Raw genomic sequence first — 21,558 nt, forward strand, 5'->3', positions numbered from 1 at the left:
CGTGGAATTACAGGAAATACAAATCCTTTTAGACAAATATTTAGCAGGTACAGCAAGTCCGGATGAGCGGATTCGCGTAGAAAACTGGTATGAAAATATAAATCCGGCAGAAGCCCGGTTTAGCGAAGCACAATTGATAGCAGTTCAGACCGACATGCGTGATGTATTGAATGCCCGCATCCGTAAACCTGGCCGTTTGTATTGGAGTTGGGCAGCTGCCGCAGTTTTATGCATAGGCATGGGGCTTGCCTTTTACAGTATCCAGGTTAAACAGAAAAAGGATGCACTGGAAAGAACCGCAATAGTAAATGATATCCCTCCGGGTGGCAACAACGCCATCCTTACACTTGCCGATGGATCTAAAATTGTATTAAACCATGCCAAAGCGGGCAAATTAAACAAAGAAGGGAATGTCCTTAAAAAAGAAGATGGACTAATCGCATATACCGGATCTGAAGAAGTAGTGAAAACCGCGGTAACTTACAATACCGTCACTACACCAAGAGGCGGACAATATGCTGTTGTGCTTGCCGATGGCACTAGGGTCTGGCTCAATGCGGCTTCTTCCTTGAAATTTCCGACCAGTTTTAGGGGCAGGCTACGGGCCGTTGAACTTTATGGAGAAGCTTATTTTGAAGTGGCTAAGAATGCGGCCATGCCGTTTCGTGTGATCAGTAAAGAACAAACCATCGAGGTTTTAGGTACCCATTTCAATGTAAATACTTATGCGGAGGAGGCAGAAGCCAAAACCACCTTAATGGAAGGGAGTGTAAAGGTGATGAACGCAACCGGATCTGCTGTACTCAAACCCGGAGAAGAAGCTGCGATCCAGCACAATACAATCAATAAAACGGCAAGCATTCAGGTCAGTACAGCTTTAAATATGGAAAATGCCATTGCCTGGAAAAATGGCTTTTTCCAATTTGACAATGCGGATATCAAAACTGTAATGAACCAGATTGGCCGCTGGTACGATGTCACCATTGAATATGAAAACTGGACACCCAATGAGCATTATACCGGTAAAGTGCCCCGCAATGTGAACTTTGCCCAGGCTTTGAAAATACTTAAATTAAGTGGTATTAACTTTAAAACAGAAGGGAAAAAGATTATTGTAAAATAACTACACAAACATGTTTAAGGACTTATAGCCAGGCTAAAGCACCTGCATTATTCTTCAGAAATAACCGGATCATGTTTAGACCATGACCCGGTCAGGACTCTGGGTAGAATAATGAATTATTCCTATACCAATCGACTAAATCAGTTAACCCAAAACCTAAACAAAAGTATGCAAATTTTTACTATTTGTAGGCCGCCCCATGTCAACCTGCGGCTTAAAAAACTATTTATCATCATGAAGCTAACCACTTTGCTAATGATCCTGGGCTGCCTCCATTTAAATGCAGCGGTTTTTAGCCAAACCATTAACCTGACTGAAAATAATGTAAGCCTGGAGTCTGTTTTTTCAAAAATGGAAAAACAAAGCGGATATACTTTTTTTTATAAACTGGAACTCATCAAGGCCATGCCCAGGGTCAGTGTAAATATTAAAAATGTAAATGTGAAAGAAGCGCTTGATCAGTTTCTGAACAAGTTCTCGCTGTCATACGCCATTGTCGATAAAACCATTGTCATCCAGCCAACCTCCAAAATTTCGGTTTCTTTTAACAGGCCAAATCCAATTATTGTGGTTGGAAAAGTTTTAGACGAAAACGGGCAAGGCCTGGTAGGGGTGGGTGTTAGAATTAAAGGAACGACATTGGCTACAGTGAGCAGGGCTGAGGGGCAATTTGTGACGCCCATTATTCAGGATCCTAAAGCTGTAATTCAGTTCAGCTACATCGGGTACATTACCCAGGAAATCCCCCTGTCGGAGTTAAAATCACCAGTCGTTGTAAAGCTTAAACTGGCCAATAGCGATCTGGACCAGGTGCAGGTAACGGCCTATGGTACCACCACTAAGCGCTTAAGTACCGGGAACATCACGACCTTAACGGCCAGAGAGATTGAAAAAAGTCCTACACGAAATGTGCTGGAATTTGCGCAGGGACAGGTAACCGGTTTGTTTGTAGAGCAGGTTAGTGGTTTGCCGGGCTCTCCTTTTAACCTGATGATCAGGGGACAGCAAACCATTGCCGGTGGATTTCGCACCAGTCAGCCTTTGATCATTGTAGATGGGGTGGCTTTACCAAGCGGAGCATTGCCCTTAAACCAAAATAACAGCACCAATGAGTTGCTTCCCGAAAGACTTAAAGGCGGCAATCCACTGGATTACATAGATCCATCGACAATTGAAAGCTTAACCGTCCTGAAAGATGCGGACGCAACGTCCATCTACGGATCAAGAGGGGCTTATGGTGTGATCCTCATTACGACCAAAAAAGGCAAAGCAGGGACACCTAAGTTGAATTTAAGTGCCACTACCGGGCTAACCATGCGTGGAACTGCACCTAAATTGTTAAATACGGAACAATATGTGATGCTGAGGAAAGAGGCGCTTAAAAATGATGGTACTGCATTGGGCAATGTCGCTGATATCAATGGGCCTACAGCCGACCGCTACACCGATTTTCAGCAGGAACTTGCGGGTAACCATGCTTCGGTTAACCGTGTCAATGCAAATTATTCTGGCGGTACGGCCGACATCAACTTCTTAATCGGCGCCAATTACAGGAAACAAACCAGCATTCAGATTGGAAAAGGTTCCATCCGGGATGGTGGGATCAACTTTAACATCGGCAATACGGTAAAGAACAATAAGTTCAGCATCAGCCTTTCGGGAAACTTCCTGTCTACCACAGATGATGCGGTTCCTTATGATTTTAGTCAAAGTAATTCGGCTACAGCAGCGCCAAATTCGCCGCCTTTGTTTTTACCTGACGGCAGTTTGAACTGGGAGGGCAACTCCAATCCTGCATCGGCCATGAACATCATTTTTAAAAATGTAACCAACAATTTGTTCTCCAACCTGGCTTTAAAATATACCCCGGTAAAAGGACTGGCCATTAATGCCAACGTGGGCTACAATTACATGAACTCTAAAGCCATCAAAGCACAGCCTTCTACTTATTACAAACCTGGAACGGATTACAAAACAACCAGCAATTTAAATATATACAGCATCAGGAACCTGACTTTTGAACCCAACATTTCTTATGGTACAAAAGCCGGTGCCAAAGGCTTGCTAACGGTACAAGCGGGTGCAACCTTACAGGATCAGCTGAGTTATCAAACCTCGACCACAGGGAACGACTTTTTATCGGATGAGATGTTATACAACCCTTCATTTGCCGATGCACTGACGGCAACAGGGGCCGTTAACGTAACAACCAGCTACGATCAGGTTCCGAATAAATACCTTGGCTTTTTTGGTATCTTAAATTACAACTGGGACAGCAAATACATTTTAAACGTAAATGCACGCCGGGATGGATCGACAAAATTTGGCGCCAATTACCAATTTGGTGATTTTGGTTCGGTAGGTGCTGCCTGGATCATCAGTAGCGAGAATTGGTTCAAAAGCCTGTCGTCTGTGGTGTCATTTGCCAAATTAAGGGGCAGTATAGGTACTGTTGGCGGTGATGGGATTGGCAATTACAATTATTTAGTGACGTACAGCAAGGGCGCATTGTACCAGGGCAGTCTGAGTTTAAGGGCCGATAACCTGGAGAATAAAAACCTGCATTGGGAGGCCAATAAAAAAACAGAAGGCGGCCTGACTGTTGAGTTTTTCAATGGCAAAATTAGCCTGGATGCAGCTTATTATACCAGCAAAACAACCGACCAGCTGGTGTCCCAGCTCTTACCATCTACTACTGGTTTTACTGGTCGCCTGATCAACTCCCCGGCAGTGATCAAAAATTATGGATGGGAGTTTGAACTGAATACGAGGAACATCGTTAAAAAAGATTTTAGCTGGAGTACGCGTTTCAATGTGACCATTCCAAGAAATAAACTGGTGGCTTATCCTGGACTTGGTACGGTTGTAACCAATACCAATTATGAGATTGGCAAATCGGTACAAGGGATAAAAGTGTATAAATATGCCGGCGTTGATCCGCAAACCGGTTTGTATAATTTCATCAACAGGGATGGGGTCAAAGGGACATTCCGCACAGTGCTGGATCCGGTTACTTTAAATAACATTCTCGATAAAACGGAGTTTATTGATTTGAGTCCGAAATTATATGGAGGCTTGAGTAATAGTTTTACCTATAAAGGCCTTTCTCTGGATGTGTTCTTTACCTTCACCAACAGAATGGGTAAAAACTTTGTGGGTTCTCAAAGCTTCCCTCCAGGGTTTACAGGACAAAATTTAAGTACAGTCTCTTTAACCCGCTGGCAAAATCCTGGCGATATTACTGACGTGCAAAAAGCAGGCGCGGGTTTAAGTTCTTTCTTTTCCCAGGGTAATTTTATATCCAGTACCGGTGCTTATAGTAAGGCTTTTTACGCCCGTTTAAACAATGTCAATATCGCGTATACACTGCCTGCCGCCTTGTCTAAAAAGCTTCATTTAACTGGCTTGAGCATTTTTGGTCAGGGTTCAAATTTGCTGACCATTTCAAAGTACGGAGATCTTGATCCTGAAAATCTCGGTGCTGGTATGGCGCCCTTAAGAACGTTCTCCGCAGGTTTAAGAGTTTCACTATAAATGATAAGAATATGAAATCAAATAATATATATCCATCTGCTGTGTTGAAAGGCGCTTTCATCATGTGCCTGTTGATCGTCATTTCTGGTACTGGATGTAAAAAATACCTGGAAATTCCATTGCCAGCCAATAAAATAGCCGGTGAAGGTGCTTATAAAACAGACCGTTCCAGTGCAGCTACACTGAGCAACATATTTGCAGTACTCACTGGAAGTGGATTTTTTGACGGTGCTAAAAGCATAGGCTATAATACCGGCTTGTATACGGATGAATTGACCAGCCTGAACATCAACCTCACCGACAATGTTGCTTTTTACAGCGATGCGGTAAATGACGTGCATACCGGTAACGTATGGACCGCACTTTATCAGAACATTTACAATGCAAATCTGGCCATTGAAGGGGTAAGTGCCTCGACTACATTACTCAATAAAAACCAATGGCTGGGCGAAGCGTATTTCATCCGCGCACTTTGCTATTTCTATCTGACCAATTATTACGGCGATGTGGCAATGGTGACAACCAGTGATTACATTGTCAATAAGGATCTTGGACGCAGTCCTAAAGAGGCGGCTTACAAGCTGATCATCTCGGATTTGCTGCAGGCCCAAAGCTTACTGACCAATGAATATAGAGATGCTGCGGGTAACGTTACCCTGAGCAAAGGGAGGCCGAATAAACACACCGTAACTGCCTTGCTGGCCAGGGCATATTTGTATACCGGCGACTGGGCAAATGCAGAAATACAATCGGGCAATGTCATTGATGCCACCATCGGCGCAGCCAAAGCGTATACTTTGGTGCCCGCTTCTAATATTGAAAATGTTTTTGTAGCAGCCAGTACGGAAACTATTTTTAACCTGGTAGCTACTTTTGCGGTAAGAGATTATAGTGCTTACAATAACAATATGGCAGCCAATATTCCTTACAGTGCTGTCGGATGGAGTGGTGTTGCTGCTGCTGTAAGTCCTTCACTGATCAACGCTTTTGAAACCAATCCGACAACACTCACTGATGACCGCCGGAAAACCTATTGGTTAAGGATGACCACCATGGCTGCGGGCGGTACATTTCCAGCACAGACCAAATATTTTCCGAATAAGTATAAGTCGACAGTGGTTGGCGCCGAGAATATCATTTTATTCAGATTGGCAGAACAATACCTGATCCGCGCTGAGGCACGTGCCAGACTGAATAAACTGGATGATGCCCGCACAGATTTGAATACGATCAGAACGCGTGCCGGTTTAAATGGAACCTCGGCAATTGCTCAGGACGATGTCATTAAGGCGGTATGGAAAGAAAGGCGCGTGGAGTATTTTGCAGAAATAGGTAACCGGTTTTTTGACTTGAGGAGAACAGGCACTATTGATGCGGTCATGAATGCAGAGGTGCCTTTGAAAGGTGTTGGCGCAACCTGGAATGCATTGAAACAGTATTTTCCGATATCTGCTTACGACATCTCTGTGAACAAGAACTTAATTCAAACCCCTGGATACTAATTTATCAATCAAAACATGAAGACATTTAACATAACTATGCTGCTATTGGCAGGCATATCGGTGCACAGCATTGCCCAGATTAAAAAGAACTATACCATTAATGGCAGTTTTAAAAACAGAACAGTTGTGCCATCCAAAGTTTACCTGCATTTTGATACTTTTAATGAGCTAAGTGCGGATAGTGCTGTGGTGAAAAACGGCAAGTATAACTTTAAGGGGAGCGTAGATGCTGCGATTGTTGCAAGTCTGAGCGTGAACGCTAAAAAAGACCCTAAAAATACCAAAGACGATTTGAACCTGATGTTGGACAATGGGGTTTTAAATGTTGTTTCTGATTCACTGTTAAGTGGCTCATCGGTTACAGGAACTGGTACCAAAGCGAACGACGAATTTCATGAAGTAACCAGTTTTAGCAGCAGGGAATCTGCAGAAATTAAGAAAATCATGGAAAGTGAAGCTTATCAATCTGATGAGGAGCTGAAGAAAAGCGTCCAGAAAAGGTCTGCCAGTTTATTGGGGAATACTTTAAGCAATATGATTGTGTATGTACGCAAAAATCCCAACTCAGAAGCTGCTCCTTATTTTACCTATGCATTGATTGCTTCTGGTTTTGTCAGACCAGAAATGATGGATACTTTAAATCGGGCATTCCCCGCAAATTTAAGAGGCTCTGTTTTGGGCAAAGCCATTGATCAGGTGTTTGCAAAGCGTAAGGAAGCTGAAGTACAGGCTGTGGCGAAACGTAAAGCGCTGGATGACCTGATCCCCTTAGGTTCAAAAGCCATAGAATTTACACAGCATGACGTCAATGATCAGCCGGTTAGTCTTGCGGCGTATAAAGGTAAATATGTATTGATCGATTTCTGGGCAAGCTGGTGCGGGCCCTGCCGTTTAGAAAACCCAAATGTGGTTAAAGCTTTTAATGCCTACAAGGATAAAGGTTTTACCGTTTTAGGGGTGTCGCTTGATGTGGCTTCCCAAAAAAGTAAATGGCTGGAAGCGATACAGAAGGATGGTCTGGCCTGGACACAGGTGTCAGATCTGAAATCACCAAATGCTGTGGCTAAATTGTACGGTGTGGAATCGATTCCGCAGAATTTTCTGGTAGATCCGAATGGCGTGGTTGTGGCGAAGAACCTGAGAGGGGATGAGCTGGAAAAGAAACTGGCTGCGATTTTTAAATAGGCAGCGAATCCTGTTTTGTTTGCAGAATACCCGGCATGAGCTTGCCGGGTATTCTGCTTTTTAGCTTAAGATATTGACATTATTGATTTATATTAGTAGAATAATATTAGAAGCATGATACGACAGACGAGAATAAAACTGGTGAATGCCTTTTCAGGTGGTTTTAACGAGGCGAAAATGATTCAAACTATTTTAACTGAGAGTGGCATCAAAGCCACACTTGAAAATGGGTTCATGGCATCAATTGCACCATGGGTGGTATCTCCGGGTGGGGTGAGTCCGGTAAATGTGGTGGTTAATGATACCGATCTGGAAGCAGCTTTAAAGTTAATTGAAGAGTTTAACAACAGTTCTCCGGAACAGCCGGATGACCTTAGTTAAGGCATTCGGAATCATTTTCTCTGTTCAGAAGGCCAAATGCTAAAATAATTATAGATATTTTTGCAGGGAAATAGCATTCCATTTTGAAAACAGATCTTTTCCTTATTACGCCGCCCTTTACACAATTGAATACTCCGTATCCGGCAACCGCGTATATCAAAGGCTTTTTAAACACTAAAAACATTTCATCAACCCAGGCTGATCTGGGTATTGAAGTGATTTTGGCTTTGTTTTCTAAAAAGGGATTGGAAGATCTTTTTAAACAGGCAGTGCAAAAACACAAGCTGCCAAAAAGTTTAAATGCAAAGCGCATCCTCGCTTTGAAAAACGAATACATCAAAACGATTGATCCGGTAATTGCTTTTCTGCAAGGTAAAAATCCAACATTGGCGCTACAGATTTGTCAGGAAGATTATTTACCCGAAGCTTCAAGATTTGCACAACTGGAAGAACTGGATTGGGCATTTGGTGCAATGGGCACACAAGATAAAGGGAAACATCTGGCCACCCTTTACCTGGAAGACATCTCTGATTTTATTGTAGAATGTATTGACCCTAATTTTGGCTTTAGCCGATATGCAGAAAGATTGGGTAGGAGTGCAAACTCATTTGATGAGCTTTACCAAGCTTTAAAGCAAGCGTATACCTATATTGATGAAATCCTGGTAGAAATTTTAGAAGCGAGAATCGCTTTGGTGCAACCCAAACTATTCCTGATTTCTGTTCCTTTTCCAGGTAATTTATACGCTGCTTTTCGCTGTGCGCAATACGTGAAATCGAAGTATCCGGAGATTAAAATCTCTATGGGTGGCGGTTTTGCCAATACTGAACTGCGCTCGCTTTCTGATCCGCGTGTATTTGAGTTTTTTGATTACATCACCCTGGATGATGGGGAATTGCCGATTGAATTACTCTACCAGGCAATTGCCAAACCTGCTGCCCTCAACTTGTATAAAAGAACCTTCTTATTAGAAAATGGATCGGTTGCTTATAAAAATGATGCATTAAGAAGTGATTATAAGCAGTTTGACGTAGGTACTCCAGATTATAGTGATTTGAAACTGGACCAATACATTTCGGTAATCGAGATTGTGAATCCGATGCACCGGATGTGGAGCGATGGGCGGTGGAACAAATTAACCATGGCGCATGGCTGCTATTGGGGAAAATGTACCTTTTGTGATATTTCTCTGGATTACATCAAGGTGTATGAACCTGTTGCCGCTAAACTGATCGTAGACCGGATTGTAGAGTTGAGCGAAAAAACCGGTCAGAACGGATTCCACTTTGTAGATGAGGCTGCACCGCCGGCACTGATGCGGGAAGTAGCTTTAGAAATTTTAAGAAGAGGCATTTCTGTAACCTGGTGGACAAATATCCGTTTTGAAAAAAGCTTTACCCGGGATTTATGCATTTTGTTGAAAGCATCGGGCTGTATTGCAGTTTCTGGTGGTTTGGAGGTGGCGTCAGACCGCTTGCTGAAATTGATCGATAAAGGGGTAACGGTGCAGCAGGTAGCCCAGGTTACCCGAAACTTTACCGAGGCGGGCGTAATGGTTCATGCGTATTTGATGTACGGATACCCTACGCAAACCATTCAGGAAACAATAGATAGTTTAGAAATGGTAAGGCAATTGTTTGAAGCAGGCATTTTACAGTCTGGTTTCTGGCACCAGTTTGCCATGACGGCACATAGCCCTGTGGGCATGTACCCGGAAAAGTTTGGCGTAGTGAAGGAAACAGAAGCCATTGGGACTTTTGCCAACAATGACATCAATTACATCGATCAAACGGGAATAGACCACAATAAGTTTAGTTTCGGTTTGAAGAAATCGCTGTTTAACTTTATGCATGGCATTTGTTTCGATTACAAATTGCAGGATTGGTTCGATTTCAAGGTTCCAAAAACCACCATTCCTTCGGATTTTATTGAACGTGCTTTAGCCGGGGATCATAAGTTTGATACCAAACCCACAGCTAAATTGGTTTGGCTGGGTGGTATGCCCAGTTTAGAGGTCTTTAGCAAGCATAAAAAAGGAAAGCCCCAGGAAATGGCCATTTTAACTTTCCATGATAAAAAAGAAACCTTCAGCATCCAGGCCAGCAAAAATGAGGGAGAATGGCTGGCTGCTATTTTAGAGAAAATAGCAGGTGCTAATACGCAGGTCTATACTTTTCAGGATGTTAAAGCAGATTTTGAAACCAAAATGGAACATTTTGAGCTTTTCTGGTATTCCAAGCCGATTTATGATTTAAGAGATTTTGGATTACTGGTCTTGTAATGCTAAATTAAAACCACTTTCAGGAAGCTTGGGTCTGATTTTTGTTTAGCTGTTGGCTTAACAATCAAACCTTATGAAAAATATCTTTCTTGCGCTCTTGATATTGACCGGAACGGTCTTATTTACTGGCTGCGGACCTACACTCTCGGGAAAAGATGACGATTCCTTCAATGCATCTAAAGCTAAAATGGAAGAGAAACTGAACGCTACCGAAAAAACCGACCTGGAAAAAGCACTGCGCGTATTACATGCCAAAGCAATGATCAGCAAGTTTAAAGGAACTGTTGAGGCTAAGGATAAATCGATCGATGACATGCTGATGGGGTATATAGACGGTAAAACTTTCTCAGGCGTTGTTGCTGCTGCAGAGGATTTTCTGAAACAGGATAATCAAGATAAGATCATCCAGGCAAAAGCAGAGATTGACAGTTTAGGCAAAGAGCGGGTTAAGCTTATGGCCCAAACCAAGGTGCTGAGCCAGTTTAAACTCATCAAAATGGAGCTCAGCAAGGATAAGTTTTTTGAAGATTCCATTCCTTATCTGGACCTGACTTTCATCAACAATACCGGCGATGAAGTGATTGGTGAGCACATGATCCGCTACGATGTCTTGTCTAAATCTACGGGTAAAGTACTTGCCGGAGTAGGCAGTGGGGGAACATTTAACGAAGATGGCGGATTAAAGCCGAATGAAACTTACGAAATGCATGAGGTCTTGTCAACAGATGTACGTGAGCACAGTGCAAAGCTGTGGAAATCGGCCGTTTACCCGGTTAAAGATTTATCCACTGTAGATTTGGAGGTCAAGGCTTATCCAATAGTCATTACAACCAAAAAAGGAGGTAAAGTTGAATTGCCACGAGCATTGGAAGGGATCAATAAAAAAATACAGGAGCTCAATATTGATTTAAAGGAACGGGAAAGTAGGAAAGGTAAACTGGAAGAGTTCGAATTGACAAATTGATGTCAGGCTTTACAATCCGGCTAAACAAAATATAGCCCAGGGCTGTTTATGGGTTTGTATGGCTTACAGCCCTGAAAAATAATTTATAGTTATGAAGAAGATCGATAAAATATATGTAGCCCTGGCGGTTGGCGTGGTAGCAGCAACCGTAATTTCCTCTTGTGCTGCAGTTTCTATTCCAAAAGGCGCAAAAGCCGTTGAACCGTTCAATAAAGACAAATACCTGGGTAAATGGTATGAAATTGCGCGCCTGGATTTTAAATACGAACGTGGTTTGAGCCAGGTAACTGCTCATTATTCTTTAAATGATGACGGAACCATCCGGGTGGACAATAAAGGATATAATGCGGTTAAAAATGAATGGAAACAAAGCATCGGTAAAGCGAAGTTTGTAGGTAAAACCGATGTCGGGCGTCTTAAAGTTTCTTTCTTTGGTCCTTTTTATGCAGGATACAATGTCATTGCAATAGATGACGAATACCAGTACGCTCTGGTAGCGGGAAATAACCTCAAATACCTTTGGATCTTATCCAGAACGAAAACCATACCTGAAGCCGTAAAAATCAATTATCTGCAAAAGGCAAAAAATCTGGGCTATGACACTGACGCGCTGGTTTGGGGCAGGCATGATTAACTGCTGCCTCAATGCCGCTGTTCTAGTTCTTCCATAATTAGTCTGATCATTTTTGCACCACCTTCAGCTTCTACAATATCAAAAGCACCAAAGCCAAGGATCATATAATATACAGGCTCATGGGTTTTTGGACTGTTGGGGTGAAAGGGGACGGGTATGCCCCGTTCGCCTAATTTTTTTAAGACCACGGTGAGGTTACATGTTTCTTGAAATTTTAGCCAGAATGTTAAACCATGTTCGGGAATGGTATACGTGACATATTTGCCGAGATGGTGACTTAAAATCAGATCCAGCTCATTGCGGAATTTTTTTGATTTGGCGCGGACATGTCTCGCGTATTCTGCCATCTCCCCGCTTTTGATCATGTCAGCTATGGCTTTCTCTTTAATGATATCCCTAGATTCGATGGGCTGAGCAGGTAGCATTTGCAGTTGTTCAATAAACTGGGCTGAAGCGGCAACAATGCGTAAAGTCCGGGTTTCCGGTATCGCTTTACTTAATGCAGCCAGGTAAATGACAAAACCATCATGATTATAACCGGCCATAGGGCTATATGGACTTTTTGTATACCAAAATTCATGATCCTCCTCTTCTTCCAGGATGCAGACTTTATATTTTTTTGCAAGTTCTATCAATTTGACAGCTTTGGAAATACTGAAGGAATGACCTTCAGGAAAGCTGAATTGCGGCCGGATGTAAATGGCACGCACTTTTGTAAATTGCAGTAAACGTTCCAGTCGGGATAGAAAGTCATGTTCCATTCTGTTCATCACGTAGATTCTTGCCCCACTTTTTTCCAATGCCGTGTGCAGCAACAAATCTTGTGGAGACGTATTGATGACGATGTCTCCCGGACTGATCAGTATTTTAAATACTTGATTTAAAGAAAGCTCCCGGCCCTTAATGATATCCAGCATATTGGCCTTTAAACCAAAGCTTCGCCGTCGGTTTAAATCTTCCAGTATGGTGCTTTTTAAATAATCGGCTTCGTAAGCGGAAAGTAGCTGGGCCTGGCTTAAATGTTTACTGGCCTCTAGATGGCGGCTGCAGTATTCTGCAAATTTATCTTCAGGAAAGGATGCGGGACTGGGAAAGTCTGTGCCTACGGCTACGTATAGATAGGGTAAGGATTGGGATGAAACGGATTGATTTGGGAGATGCGGGAGTCCGGCAGGAAAAACGTCGGTAAAGCCGGATGTTCGGTGTGGTACTTCGGTACTTGGATTTGTGGTAGAGACAAATGTGCCTGAGCCCTGACTGGTAGACAGCCAATTGTTGGAAATGAGTTTGGAGTAAGCGTTTTGTACGGTGTTTCTATTGATTTTATTGAGTTGTGCAAGATCACGGTAAGGGGGGACTCGTGAGCCCGGGACGAGTTGTCCACTTTTGATTTTGTTGACGATGAAATTATAAATGTCTCTGCCGGAATTCATTTTATCAAGCTTTGAGACTAGCCATTCGGCTTTTTCGAGAGGTTTCATACGAGAGGATAATTGTTTTTAAGGCATGGTTAATATCTTCTTTTTGGTTATGGTCTAATTCAAATATAAGCTAATTTTTTTTGTAAAAAAACACCAAAATTAAAATTGACATAGGCAAAAAAGTCGGAATTGACATAGGAGAATATTAATTTAATTGTTGAGCTTTATCATGTAAATCAAATCATTACCTATAATGGACTCTCAAAAAAAGAAATTAATTGATCAGCATCTGCTACCGGCATTTAGTTGCATTAATGACGAGAAAGATGAACTTGCAGCTTATTTATACAACATGTGTTGCTGGCATCAGGCTGTCCGCAACCAGGTTTTGGAATCACCAGGTGATTATCAGAATGGCCGGGCATGGTTTTCTATTGATGCCATGGTACAAAGCTATTACTACTGTCCCTTCATGAACCTGAAGTGGGGTAGCAGGATCTGGAAAAAACATGAATTTATAGTGTATTGCTCCAGTTTAATGCATCACATTCCACGCCATGACTATATTGAAATTCTGGAACCAGGCATCATCCTTTCCATCAGCTACAGCGACCTTTCTATTTTAATAAAGCGCTTTCCTGCACTATTAAAATCTATACAAGACATTGCCATAAACAATGAGAAATACTATCATGACCATAGCTTACTGGTACGGCAGCCCCCTTTAAAGCGAGTTAGCATTTTTGAACAATGGCACCCGCTCTTTGTAAAAGTTGCCGGTAGAGATGCCATGGCCATGCATATAGGCCTAACCAGGCAAGGTTACAATCAGCAGTTAAGAAAACTGAATGCTAAAAATCAGTTTGCTTTTTTATAAAGCAATTGCCTGATCAGGTCAGTACAGCCGCTATACGTAAGGGCCAGTTGTTGTAAATTTTAGCAACTTCGGTTTCTGTATTTAAGGAAATGGAAAGCCACATGTCTTTACTGGCAGCTCTGAGTTCCGTTTCTGTTAAACGTGGTTGTCCGGTGGTATTGAAATGATGTAGCCAATACCTGATTTTTACCAGTTCCTCTTCGGTACTTTCGCCGGCTTTAAACCGTTCCAGGAGATTTTTGATTTCGGGGTCGCGCATGTTTAGTTTTTAATGGTTAACTCTAAAACAATTCAGCTAGTGCAATCGGGTAGGCGAAATGAAAATGTTTTAGAAATGTTACATTTAAAATAACCTGCTCATGATCAGCGTAAAATAGAACTATTGATCAATATCTGCAGAATGCTCCTTAAATTCGGTAAGTTTGTTCATCAACAATATACACCGCAATGCTTAAAGAATCGTTAAAAGCCCTTTTTACAAGAGATCTGAACAGGCTAAAAGTAGAAATTGAATCCTATCGGGATGAAAAGGTCATCTGGCTCATTGATCAACAGGTTTTAAATTCGGCCGGTAACCTTTGTTTACACCTGGTTGGCAACTTAAACACTTTTGTGGGCGGAGAGCTGGGCAAAACAGGCTACCTGCGCGACAGGCCCCTGGAGTTTTCTCTGAAGGACGTACCACGGGCTGAACTGATCAGCAAAATTGAGGCAACAATTACCGTGGTTGCCAATGCCATTGATGGCTTGACCGAAGAAGACATGTATAGCAAATATCCATTGGTGAAAGTAGTTGAAGGTGGAGATACGGTCGGCTTTATGCTGATCCATCTGAGTACGCACCTGGCCTATCATTTGGGGCAGATCAATTACCACAGGAGGTTGCTGGATACCTCAAATTAAACAACGGGAGTGGCAGTAATGAGCCGGATGCTATTTAAAATAGTTCTAAATAATTTTTGATGGTAAGGATATTGTTCCTAGCTTAGCATAGTTTTTAATCATTCTAAATAATAAGCTAAACAATAACAAGATGAAATCATTACTACTTGCATTACTATTTACGCTGGGCACAAGCCAGTTGTTTGCACACGCTTTATGGATCGAAACCAGCACTTCCGGCAAAGCGGGAAAAGCACAACAAGTAAAAGTTTATTATGGAGAATACGTTTCAAATGAACGTGAAGAAACTTCCAAATGGTATTCTGATGTGAAAGACTTTACCTTATGGCTTACCGCCCCAGGAAAAGAAAAAATTAAATTAAGCACCACCCCAGGCACCAATTTCTATGCGGCAAGTTTTACTCCCGATACAGATGGTACCTATGTTTTAACTGTAAGTCATGAAGCTAAAGAACTGGGTGGAACAACAAAATATGAGTTTCTGTCTACAGCAATCGTAGCAGTAGGTAAGCCTGCTGTTATCGATCATGCACAGATCCCTGCCAGTTTACAAGTTCATACAACCGAAGCTAAAACCTATAAAACCAATGCGCCTGTAAAGTTCAAAGCCGTTCAGAATGGAAAGCCTTTGGCCAACAAAACGGTGTCTGTTTTTTCTCCGGAGGGATGGGGTAAAGAAATCACTACCGATGAAAATGGTATGGTTACCTTCAGTCCAATATGGCCGGGAAGATATGTATTGGAAGTGTCTGCGATGGATAAGACAGCCAAAGGAACACACCATGGTAAAGATTACGCTGCCGCCTGGCAGGGAGCCACTTCAAGTTTTGAAGTAGCAAAATAAAAACAACAAAGAGCCTGTGTCTGCTGACCAGGCTCTTTGTTGTTTTTATGGAATTTCATTCACAACGATAGACGTTTCTTTTCTATCGCTCAATCCATAAATAATAGTCTTGTCTTTTACTGAGCGGTCTACTGCTATTCCTTGACCGTGGATACTGGTTTGAATGGTTTTAACATGTTCTAAAGTATAGCCGCTTTTGGGCAATTTCATCACATAAAGCTCTGTTTTGTCGTGCCCTGTGCAATATAGGTAGCCATCTTTACTCCAGCTGCCACCCGAATTGCTCATCGGCATGAAAGCTTTGATAATTTCCTCAGGATAGATCCAGGCAGCTACCTGAGCCCAGTCTTTATTGTATTTAACCAGCGATGTCCAGCGGGTATCCTTGCCATCGGCGGCATATTTCCCGGAATAATAGGCAAAACCTACCCACCAAAAGCCATCATGTGAATCAATCCAGGTGACGGATCCATTACCAATGCCAAAGCTTTGCGTGCCGATATGTGTTAAACTGGCGGCATCAAAGATCTCTATGGCACCGGCCATGGGCTGTTCGGGGAAATTGGAGTTTGCGCAATATAACTTACCATTGATGACATTCCCACTATTGAGGTGTTTAATGCCCTGGTCAGTACCGTCCCATTGGGCAACTACTTCTCCATTGGTTTTGCGGTGCTTAAAAATGGTGCTGTTGTTGATTTCATAAAAATAATCGCGATCAACCGCAACGGCCTGCTTTGCTTCTGCAACTTTATACTTCTTGATTTCTTTCGCGGCTTGACTATAGCCTGCAAGAGGACATAGAAAAAGGGCCGCAATGGTGTACTTTAATATCAGATTCATATTTTAAATTTTTATTGCTCCCACCAGCTTTTTACAGTTGACAAATCCCCGCCAATGGCTTGGACTGCCTGCTGAAGATTTTCAGCATTGATAGATTGCAGATAGGTTGGATATAAACAACGTGAGGGAAATTGATTTTCAGCGGGAATGCCTGTTCCCCTAGGCAAAACAGGATATCCTGTCCTTCGTTTTTCAAACCAGGACTGGTAATCGTTAAAGAAAAATGCATAGTATTTTTGCAGCATGATCTGCTGCAATTGTGCATCTGTACTGCCCGATGAGTTATAGGCCACACCAGTTTTCTGTAAATACCCGGCTGGTAAAACGGTACCCCATTGCTGCATGGATGCCGTAATTCCATTTTCATAATGGGCTTTTGCTGTATTGCCGGTAACAAATCCTTTCAAAGCCAGCTCAGCCTTGATGAACTCCAATTCGGCATCAGTCATCATGATCCCCAGCTGTGGCAGAGTTTTCAGGTTGTCGTTGTAACTTGAATTTTTATCTGTAGGGTATTCCAGTGTACTTTCATAACCACTTCTGATCCCCTGGTAAATACTCGCGCCGGCAACAGTAACCTGTGTGGCCCAAACTGCTCTTCTCGGATCTTCATCTGCATTCATTTTGTCCATAAAAAACAAAGTGAAATAATCACCCTGGCGCCAATCCAACAACCTTGCATTGTAATAGGGATTGTAATAAGGGTAGGAGCCTGGATACCTGAAAATGGCATCGTCTGAGGTTGCGGTAAATACAGGGTACTTTGCAGGATCAGCTAAAATGGTATTGATTTGATCATTTACATTCACTTCGCCATTGCGCTTTGAGATTCTTAACAACAGCCTCAGCCGAAGTGAATTGGCAAATTTTTTCCATTTAACCATTCCCGGGTTTACAGTGCCGGTTAAGGTATTGGCGTTGTAAACCAGGTCGCCACCGTAAGTTAATGCCCTGGTGGTATTGATCAGCCCATTTGCCGTTTCCAGATCTTTAAGCAACTGTACGTAAATATCTTTCTGCGCATCAAATTTTGGTTTTACAATGCCTGCTGTGGCTTGAGTAGCCTCAGTATAAGGCACATTGCCAAAGCAATCGGTAAGGATGGAATAAGCCCAGCTTTTATAGATCAGGGAGATGGCCATATAATTGGGTTCATTCAGGCGATCGGCAATGCGGTACAGATCCGCTACGTCGGTCATGGCAGCATATAAACTGGTCCAGGTTCCATTGGCGTTGGCTGGCGTAATCACATAACGGTGAAGTCCACCGGATGTGCTGTAACGCGGTGCCGTGACCTGCATCAGCTCATGTGTGAAACTTTTGGACGCGGTCATGGTGGTGTTGACCAATTTATATTGGAGTTGGCCCAGCAGTACCCCTGGTGTAATTTCTTTAGGTCTGTTGGGATCGGTATTGATTGCTTCAAAATTTTTCTTGCAGGAAGTAAACAGCGAGAAAGTGATGGCAAAAATGGCGTAGACTATCGTTATCTTTTTCATTGAATCTTAAAATTTGAGGGTAAGGTTTAAACCCATCGTACGGGTTGACGGAAATTGTGCGAGCTCTATTCCGGGTGTGATGGAACCGCTGTTCAGATTGGCAGCTTCCGGATCAAAGCCCGGGAATTTGGAGATGACGAATAAGTCCCTTCCATAAATGCCAACATTTCCCTGTTTGATGATTTTACCCAACCATTTTTTAGGCAGATCGTATGCTATCCGCGCTTCGCGAAGTTTGATATAGGAAGCGTCAAAAATATTGGTTTCGGCATTGCCAATCTTATAATACTCTTCGAAGTATTTTAAGGAACTTACATTGGTAGTATTGGGTACGTAAGTCCCGTTGGGTAGCAATACGACACCATCACCAACCAAACCGCCTTCACGCCCCTGAAGGGTAACTTTTGTTTTCCCAAATGTGTTGAGCTTATGGTTCGTCTGGGAGAATACACTGCCGCCTTTTTGCCCGTCTATCAGTATGCTCACTTTGAAGTTTTTGATGTTGAACTCATTTAGCCAGCCACCTTTCCAATCGGCAAATACATTACCAAACTTTTTTGTAGTCACGTCAAGTTCTGCCGGAACGCCCGAACTGTTGTAAATCACTTTCCCCTCTGGTGAACGCTGAAAACCTTTGCCATAGATGTCACCCATACGGCCGCCAACCCTGGCTTCGATGGTTGCGTTTGTTTCGTGACTGGCTAAAATCTGGCTGGTAATTCCATTGCTCAGTTCCTTTACATAACTTCTGTTTAGCGACCAGTTAAAAGTGGTGGTCCAGGAAAAGTTTGGCGCCACAACCGGCTTACCTGTAAGCTGCACTTCGGCTCCGCGACTGCTGATCAGACCTGCATTGAGCAAAGCCCTGGTATATCCGGAGGCATCATCTAAAGGCGTTTCCAGGATCTGGTTGCGGCTGTTGTTTTTGTAAACTGCTACATCCAGACCAATCCGGTTTTTGAATAGGCGGATATCCATTCCAGCCTCATAGCTTGATGTAATCTCAGGTTTCAGGTTGGCGTTGAATAAGGTTCCCGGATTGGTAAAACCATTGCTATATACCTTGTCGTAATATTTAGCCGTTTGGTAGGGGCGGGTGTCATTACCCACCTGGGCCCATGATAACCTTAATTTGGCAAATGATACAGCTGTGGGCAGCTTAAATAGCTCATTCAAGACAAAACTGGTGTTGACGGAGGGATAGAAAAAGGAATTGTTTTTGTAGGGTAATGTGCTTGACCAGTCGTTGCGCCCCGTAACATCCAGAAATATCCGGTCTTTCCAGGAAAGCTGTGAAAGGGCATATAAACTATTGATCGCTTTTTTAATGCGATTGGGATCGGCAACGGCCTGATCCAGACTATTGGAGATTTGATATATGCCTGGCTGAGCAAGTTGATCTGCATAAATCCCCGCAAAATTATAGCTTTGATGCATGTTGTTTCCACCCGCAGAAACGCTGTATTTGAGATCTTTATTGATTTCATTTTTATAAGTCAGCAAAGCATCTGTATTCACTTCGAAATTAAATACACTTTGCTCGCGGTACATGCCTTTTGCATATTTCGTCATGCTATACGGACGTTGTTGGGTTCTAAATTCGTTAGACATGTCAATTCCGGAACGGACAGTCAGGTCCAGATTTGGAACAACCTGGTAACTCGCAGAAATATTGCCCACCACGCCGTTTTTATTCATCTTGTTTAGCATCTCATAAACCTGCAGATACGGATTGTCTGGTCCGCGGTAAAAAGGGTTGCGTTGTTGTACGTTTTCCAGCCCGGGCTCCCAGTAAGGTTTAAACCAGTTGATGTCTATATTGGGGGCTGTGCCAATGATCATGAAATACATGATCGTTTGGTTATTGTATCCGGCAAGTGGCAGGTTGTCACTGGATTTATTCGTGTAATTTACTTTCGCATTGATCTTTAATTTATCGGATACCTGATGGTTTACAGATAAGGCAGCAGATAAACGCTCAAAACCTGTATTGGGCATGATCCACTCGTTTTTGAGGTGTGTAACAGAGAAACGTGCGGCACTTTTATCGTTGCTGCCCTCTATGGCAATGCTGTTGGATAAGGTGACACCGGTTTTAAAGAAATCAGAAATATAGCCCTTATTCGCTACCCAGGGTCTGGGCGTTGCAGACTGTCCAGTTGGACTGTTTGGGTCATACTGATAATATAACTGTCCGTTAAATTTAGGTCCCCAGGCTCGTCCGGCACCAACAGATGTACTGGTATTTGGTCCGTCTTTACTATCTAAGTAAGAATAATAAGCATCTGTACGGCCTTCACCATATTCGAATTGGTAGTCTGGCCACCTGTTAATCTGATCAATGCTGGTGTTGGAATTGAAGGTTACACCGATGCCATTATCTTTGCGTTTGCCTGATTTTGTGGTGATGATCAAGGCACCATTGGCGGCACGACTGCCATACAAAGCAGTAGCACCCGGGCCTTTCAATACCGTGATGTTCTCGATGTCATCGGGATTGATGTCTGATACGTCTGAACCAAAATCAACCGGACTATCTGCCCCAAGGTGTGCTTTGTAGCCTGTTCCTGTAATTTTGCTACTTACCGGGATGCCATCAATTACGATGAGTGCCTGGTTGTTGTCCAAGTTCAATGAGGATTCGCCCCGCAAGGTAATTCTTGAAGAGCCCATAGGACCAGAGCCGGTGCCTACAATATTTAATCCGGCCACTTTTCCAGATAAAGCGTTCACCCAGTTATTGGTCTTGGCATCTTTAACTACATTCTCATTTAGTTTTTGAGCAGCATATCCTAATGATTTCTCTTCTCTTTTGATACCAAGTGCCGTAACCAAAACTTCACTGAGCTGACCAACAACCGGTCGCATCGCGATGTTCAGTTGAAGTGTTTCTCCGCTTTTTACACTTACAGCCTCCTGGTGGTTTTCATAAGCAATGAAAGATGCCTGGATGGTATAACTGCCTGGGGCTAAGTTTACCGTAAATGCGCCAGCCGTATTGCTTTGTAATACCTGGTTTGTTGGCATAATTCTGATGCTTACACCGGGTAAGGGAAGCCCGCGTTCATCCACTATTTTTCCAGACACTTTTCCAGGTGCCTGGGCTTTTTCAGGTTTGGGGTCGATTACTGCAATCATGCCATTCACCTGATTGAACCTGATTTTTTGCTTTTCTGAAAGTTCAATCAATACATCGGCCAGACTTTTGTTTTTAGCCGTAATGCTGATGCCCTGGCGATTGCCCTGAGCTTCGGTGTAAACAAATCTTAAACCCGATTGCTTTTCGATGCGTGTGATTGCATCTTTGAGAGAAACCTGGCTAACATGAAGGTTGATCCGGATTTCTTTTAAATTCTGGGACCTGGCCTTGGCGGCATACAGTAAACCTGTCATTGTTAGCGAGGTAACGATAATCAGAAAGGCTAGCCTTGTCATGGATTTTATTATTTTAATTAGATTTCTTTTTGTAGAATTGTACATAGCTTTTTTAAATGGTTTGTTGTCGTCAAAATCAATAGGTCATAAAAGCAATTGGAGTGGGGGTAGTTGCATACCTTCACTTTTTT

The 21,558-nt window shown here is 42.8% G+C and carries 16 protein-coding genes; 11 read left to right on the forward strand and 5 right to left on the reverse strand.

Going from position 1 to position 21,558, the window contains the following annotated elements:
* Position 1 precedes the first annotated feature (1 nt).
* The 8 genes from IM797_RS12750 (at position 2) to IM797_RS12785 (ending at position 11,605) form a co-directional block, all read left to right on the forward strand.
* Positions 2 to 1,123, forward strand: a complete 1,122-nt coding sequence (locus IM797_RS12750) for a FecR family protein (RefSeq protein ID WP_194127509.1) — start codon at positions 2 to 4, stop codon at positions 1,121 to 1,123.
* 234 nt (positions 1,124 to 1,357) lie between these two features.
* Positions 1,358 to 4,657 carry a SusC/RagA family TonB-linked outer membrane protein gene (locus IM797_RS12755; protein WP_194127510.1) on the forward strand — a complete coding sequence of 1,100 codons (3,300 nt, stop codon included), beginning with the start codon at positions 1,358 to 1,360 and terminating at the stop codon, positions 4,655 to 4,657.
* An 11-nt stretch (positions 4,658 to 4,668) separates the two neighbouring features.
* Positions 4,669 to 6,159: a RagB/SusD family nutrient uptake outer membrane protein gene (locus IM797_RS12760; protein WP_194127511.1), complete on the forward strand. Its 1,491-nt coding sequence runs from the start codon at positions 4,669 to 4,671 to the stop codon at positions 6,157 to 6,159.
* Between the two features lie 15 nt (positions 6,160 to 6,174).
* Positions 6,175 to 7,344, forward strand: coding sequence for an AhpC/TSA family protein (locus IM797_RS12765; protein WP_194127512.1), 1,170 nt, complete (start codon positions 6,175 to 6,177; stop codon positions 7,342 to 7,344).
* 114 nt (positions 7,345 to 7,458) lie between these two features.
* A complete protein-coding gene (locus IM797_RS12770; protein WP_194127513.1) occupies positions 7,459 to 7,725 on the forward strand; it encodes a DUF2007 domain-containing protein in 267 nt (88 codons plus the stop codon).
* 83 nt (positions 7,726 to 7,808) lie between these two features.
* Positions 7,809 to 10,007 carry a radical SAM protein gene (locus IM797_RS12775; RefSeq protein WP_194127514.1) on the forward strand — a complete coding sequence of 733 codons (2,199 nt, stop codon included), beginning with the start codon at positions 7,809 to 7,811 and terminating at the stop codon, positions 10,005 to 10,007.
* 73 nt (positions 10,008 to 10,080) lie between these two features.
* Positions 10,081 to 10,971: a hypothetical protein gene (locus IM797_RS12780; RefSeq protein WP_194127515.1), complete on the forward strand. Its 891-nt coding sequence runs from the start codon at positions 10,081 to 10,083 to the stop codon at positions 10,969 to 10,971.
* A gap of 91 nt (positions 10,972 to 11,062) precedes the next feature.
* Positions 11,063 to 11,605, forward strand: a complete 543-nt coding sequence (locus tag IM797_RS12785) for a lipocalin family protein (RefSeq protein WP_194127516.1) — start codon at positions 11,063 to 11,065, stop codon at positions 11,603 to 11,605.
* An 8-nt stretch (positions 11,606 to 11,613) separates the two neighbouring features.
* Here the strand turns inward: IM797_RS12785 and IM797_RS12790 are convergent, their stop codons facing one another.
* Entirely contained in the window at positions 11,614 to 13,086 is a 1,473-nt protein-coding gene (locus tag IM797_RS12790; protein ID WP_194127517.1) for a PLP-dependent aminotransferase family protein, read from the reverse strand.
* 193 nt (positions 13,087 to 13,279) lie between these two features.
* Between IM797_RS12790 and IM797_RS12795 the strand changes: the two genes are divergently transcribed.
* The gene (locus IM797_RS12795; protein ID WP_194127518.1) at positions 13,280 to 13,903 is read left to right on the forward strand and encodes a Crp/Fnr family transcriptional regulator; all 624 of its coding nucleotides are present in this window, start codon (positions 13,280 to 13,282) and stop codon (positions 13,901 to 13,903) included.
* A 13-nt stretch (positions 13,904 to 13,916) separates the two neighbouring features.
* On the opposite strand, the gene IM797_RS12800 is transcribed toward IM797_RS12795, so the two are convergent.
* A complete protein-coding gene (locus IM797_RS12800) occupies positions 13,917 to 14,162 on the reverse strand; it encodes a hypothetical protein (protein ID WP_194127519.1) in 246 nt (81 codons plus the stop codon).
* Positions 14,163 to 14,350: 188 nt separating this feature from the next.
* Here IM797_RS12800 and IM797_RS12805 point away from each other — a divergent pair, with 188 nt between their 5' ends.
* Entirely contained in the window at positions 14,351 to 14,806 is a 456-nt protein-coding gene (locus IM797_RS12805) for a DUF1572 family protein (protein WP_194127520.1), read from the forward strand.
* 130 nt (positions 14,807 to 14,936) lie between these two features.
* On the forward strand, positions 14,937 to 15,650 hold the full coding sequence (locus tag IM797_RS12810; RefSeq protein WP_194127521.1) for a DUF4198 domain-containing protein: 714 nt from the start codon (positions 14,937 to 14,939) through the stop codon (positions 15,648 to 15,650).
* A gap of 45 nt (positions 15,651 to 15,695) precedes the next feature.
* Here the strand turns inward: IM797_RS12810 and IM797_RS12815 are convergent, their stop codons facing one another.
* From IM797_RS12815 to IM797_RS12825, 3 genes are read right to left on the reverse strand one after another with little or no spacing between them, the layout of a single operon-like run.
* Positions 15,696 to 16,493, reverse strand: a complete 798-nt coding sequence (locus IM797_RS12815) for a hypothetical protein (RefSeq protein ID WP_194127522.1) — start codon at positions 16,491 to 16,493, stop codon at positions 15,696 to 15,698.
* Between the two features lie 11 nt (positions 16,494 to 16,504).
* Positions 16,505 to 17,992 (reverse strand): SusD/RagB family nutrient-binding outer membrane lipoprotein, encoded by a 1,488-nt coding sequence (locus IM797_RS12820; protein ID WP_194127523.1) that lies wholly within the window; start codon positions 17,990 to 17,992, stop codon positions 16,505 to 16,507.
* Between the two features lie 6 nt (positions 17,993 to 17,998).
* Positions 17,999 to 21,385: a SusC/RagA family TonB-linked outer membrane protein gene (locus IM797_RS12825; protein WP_228098833.1), complete on the reverse strand. Its 3,387-nt coding sequence runs from the start codon at positions 21,383 to 21,385 to the stop codon at positions 17,999 to 18,001.
* Positions 21,386 to 21,558 lie beyond the last annotated feature (173 nt).

Origin of the sequence: Pedobacter sp. MC2016-24 (assembly GCF_015223055.1) — a bacterium.
Lineage (GTDB): Bacteria > Bacteroidota > Bacteroidia > Sphingobacteriales > Sphingobacteriaceae > Pedobacter.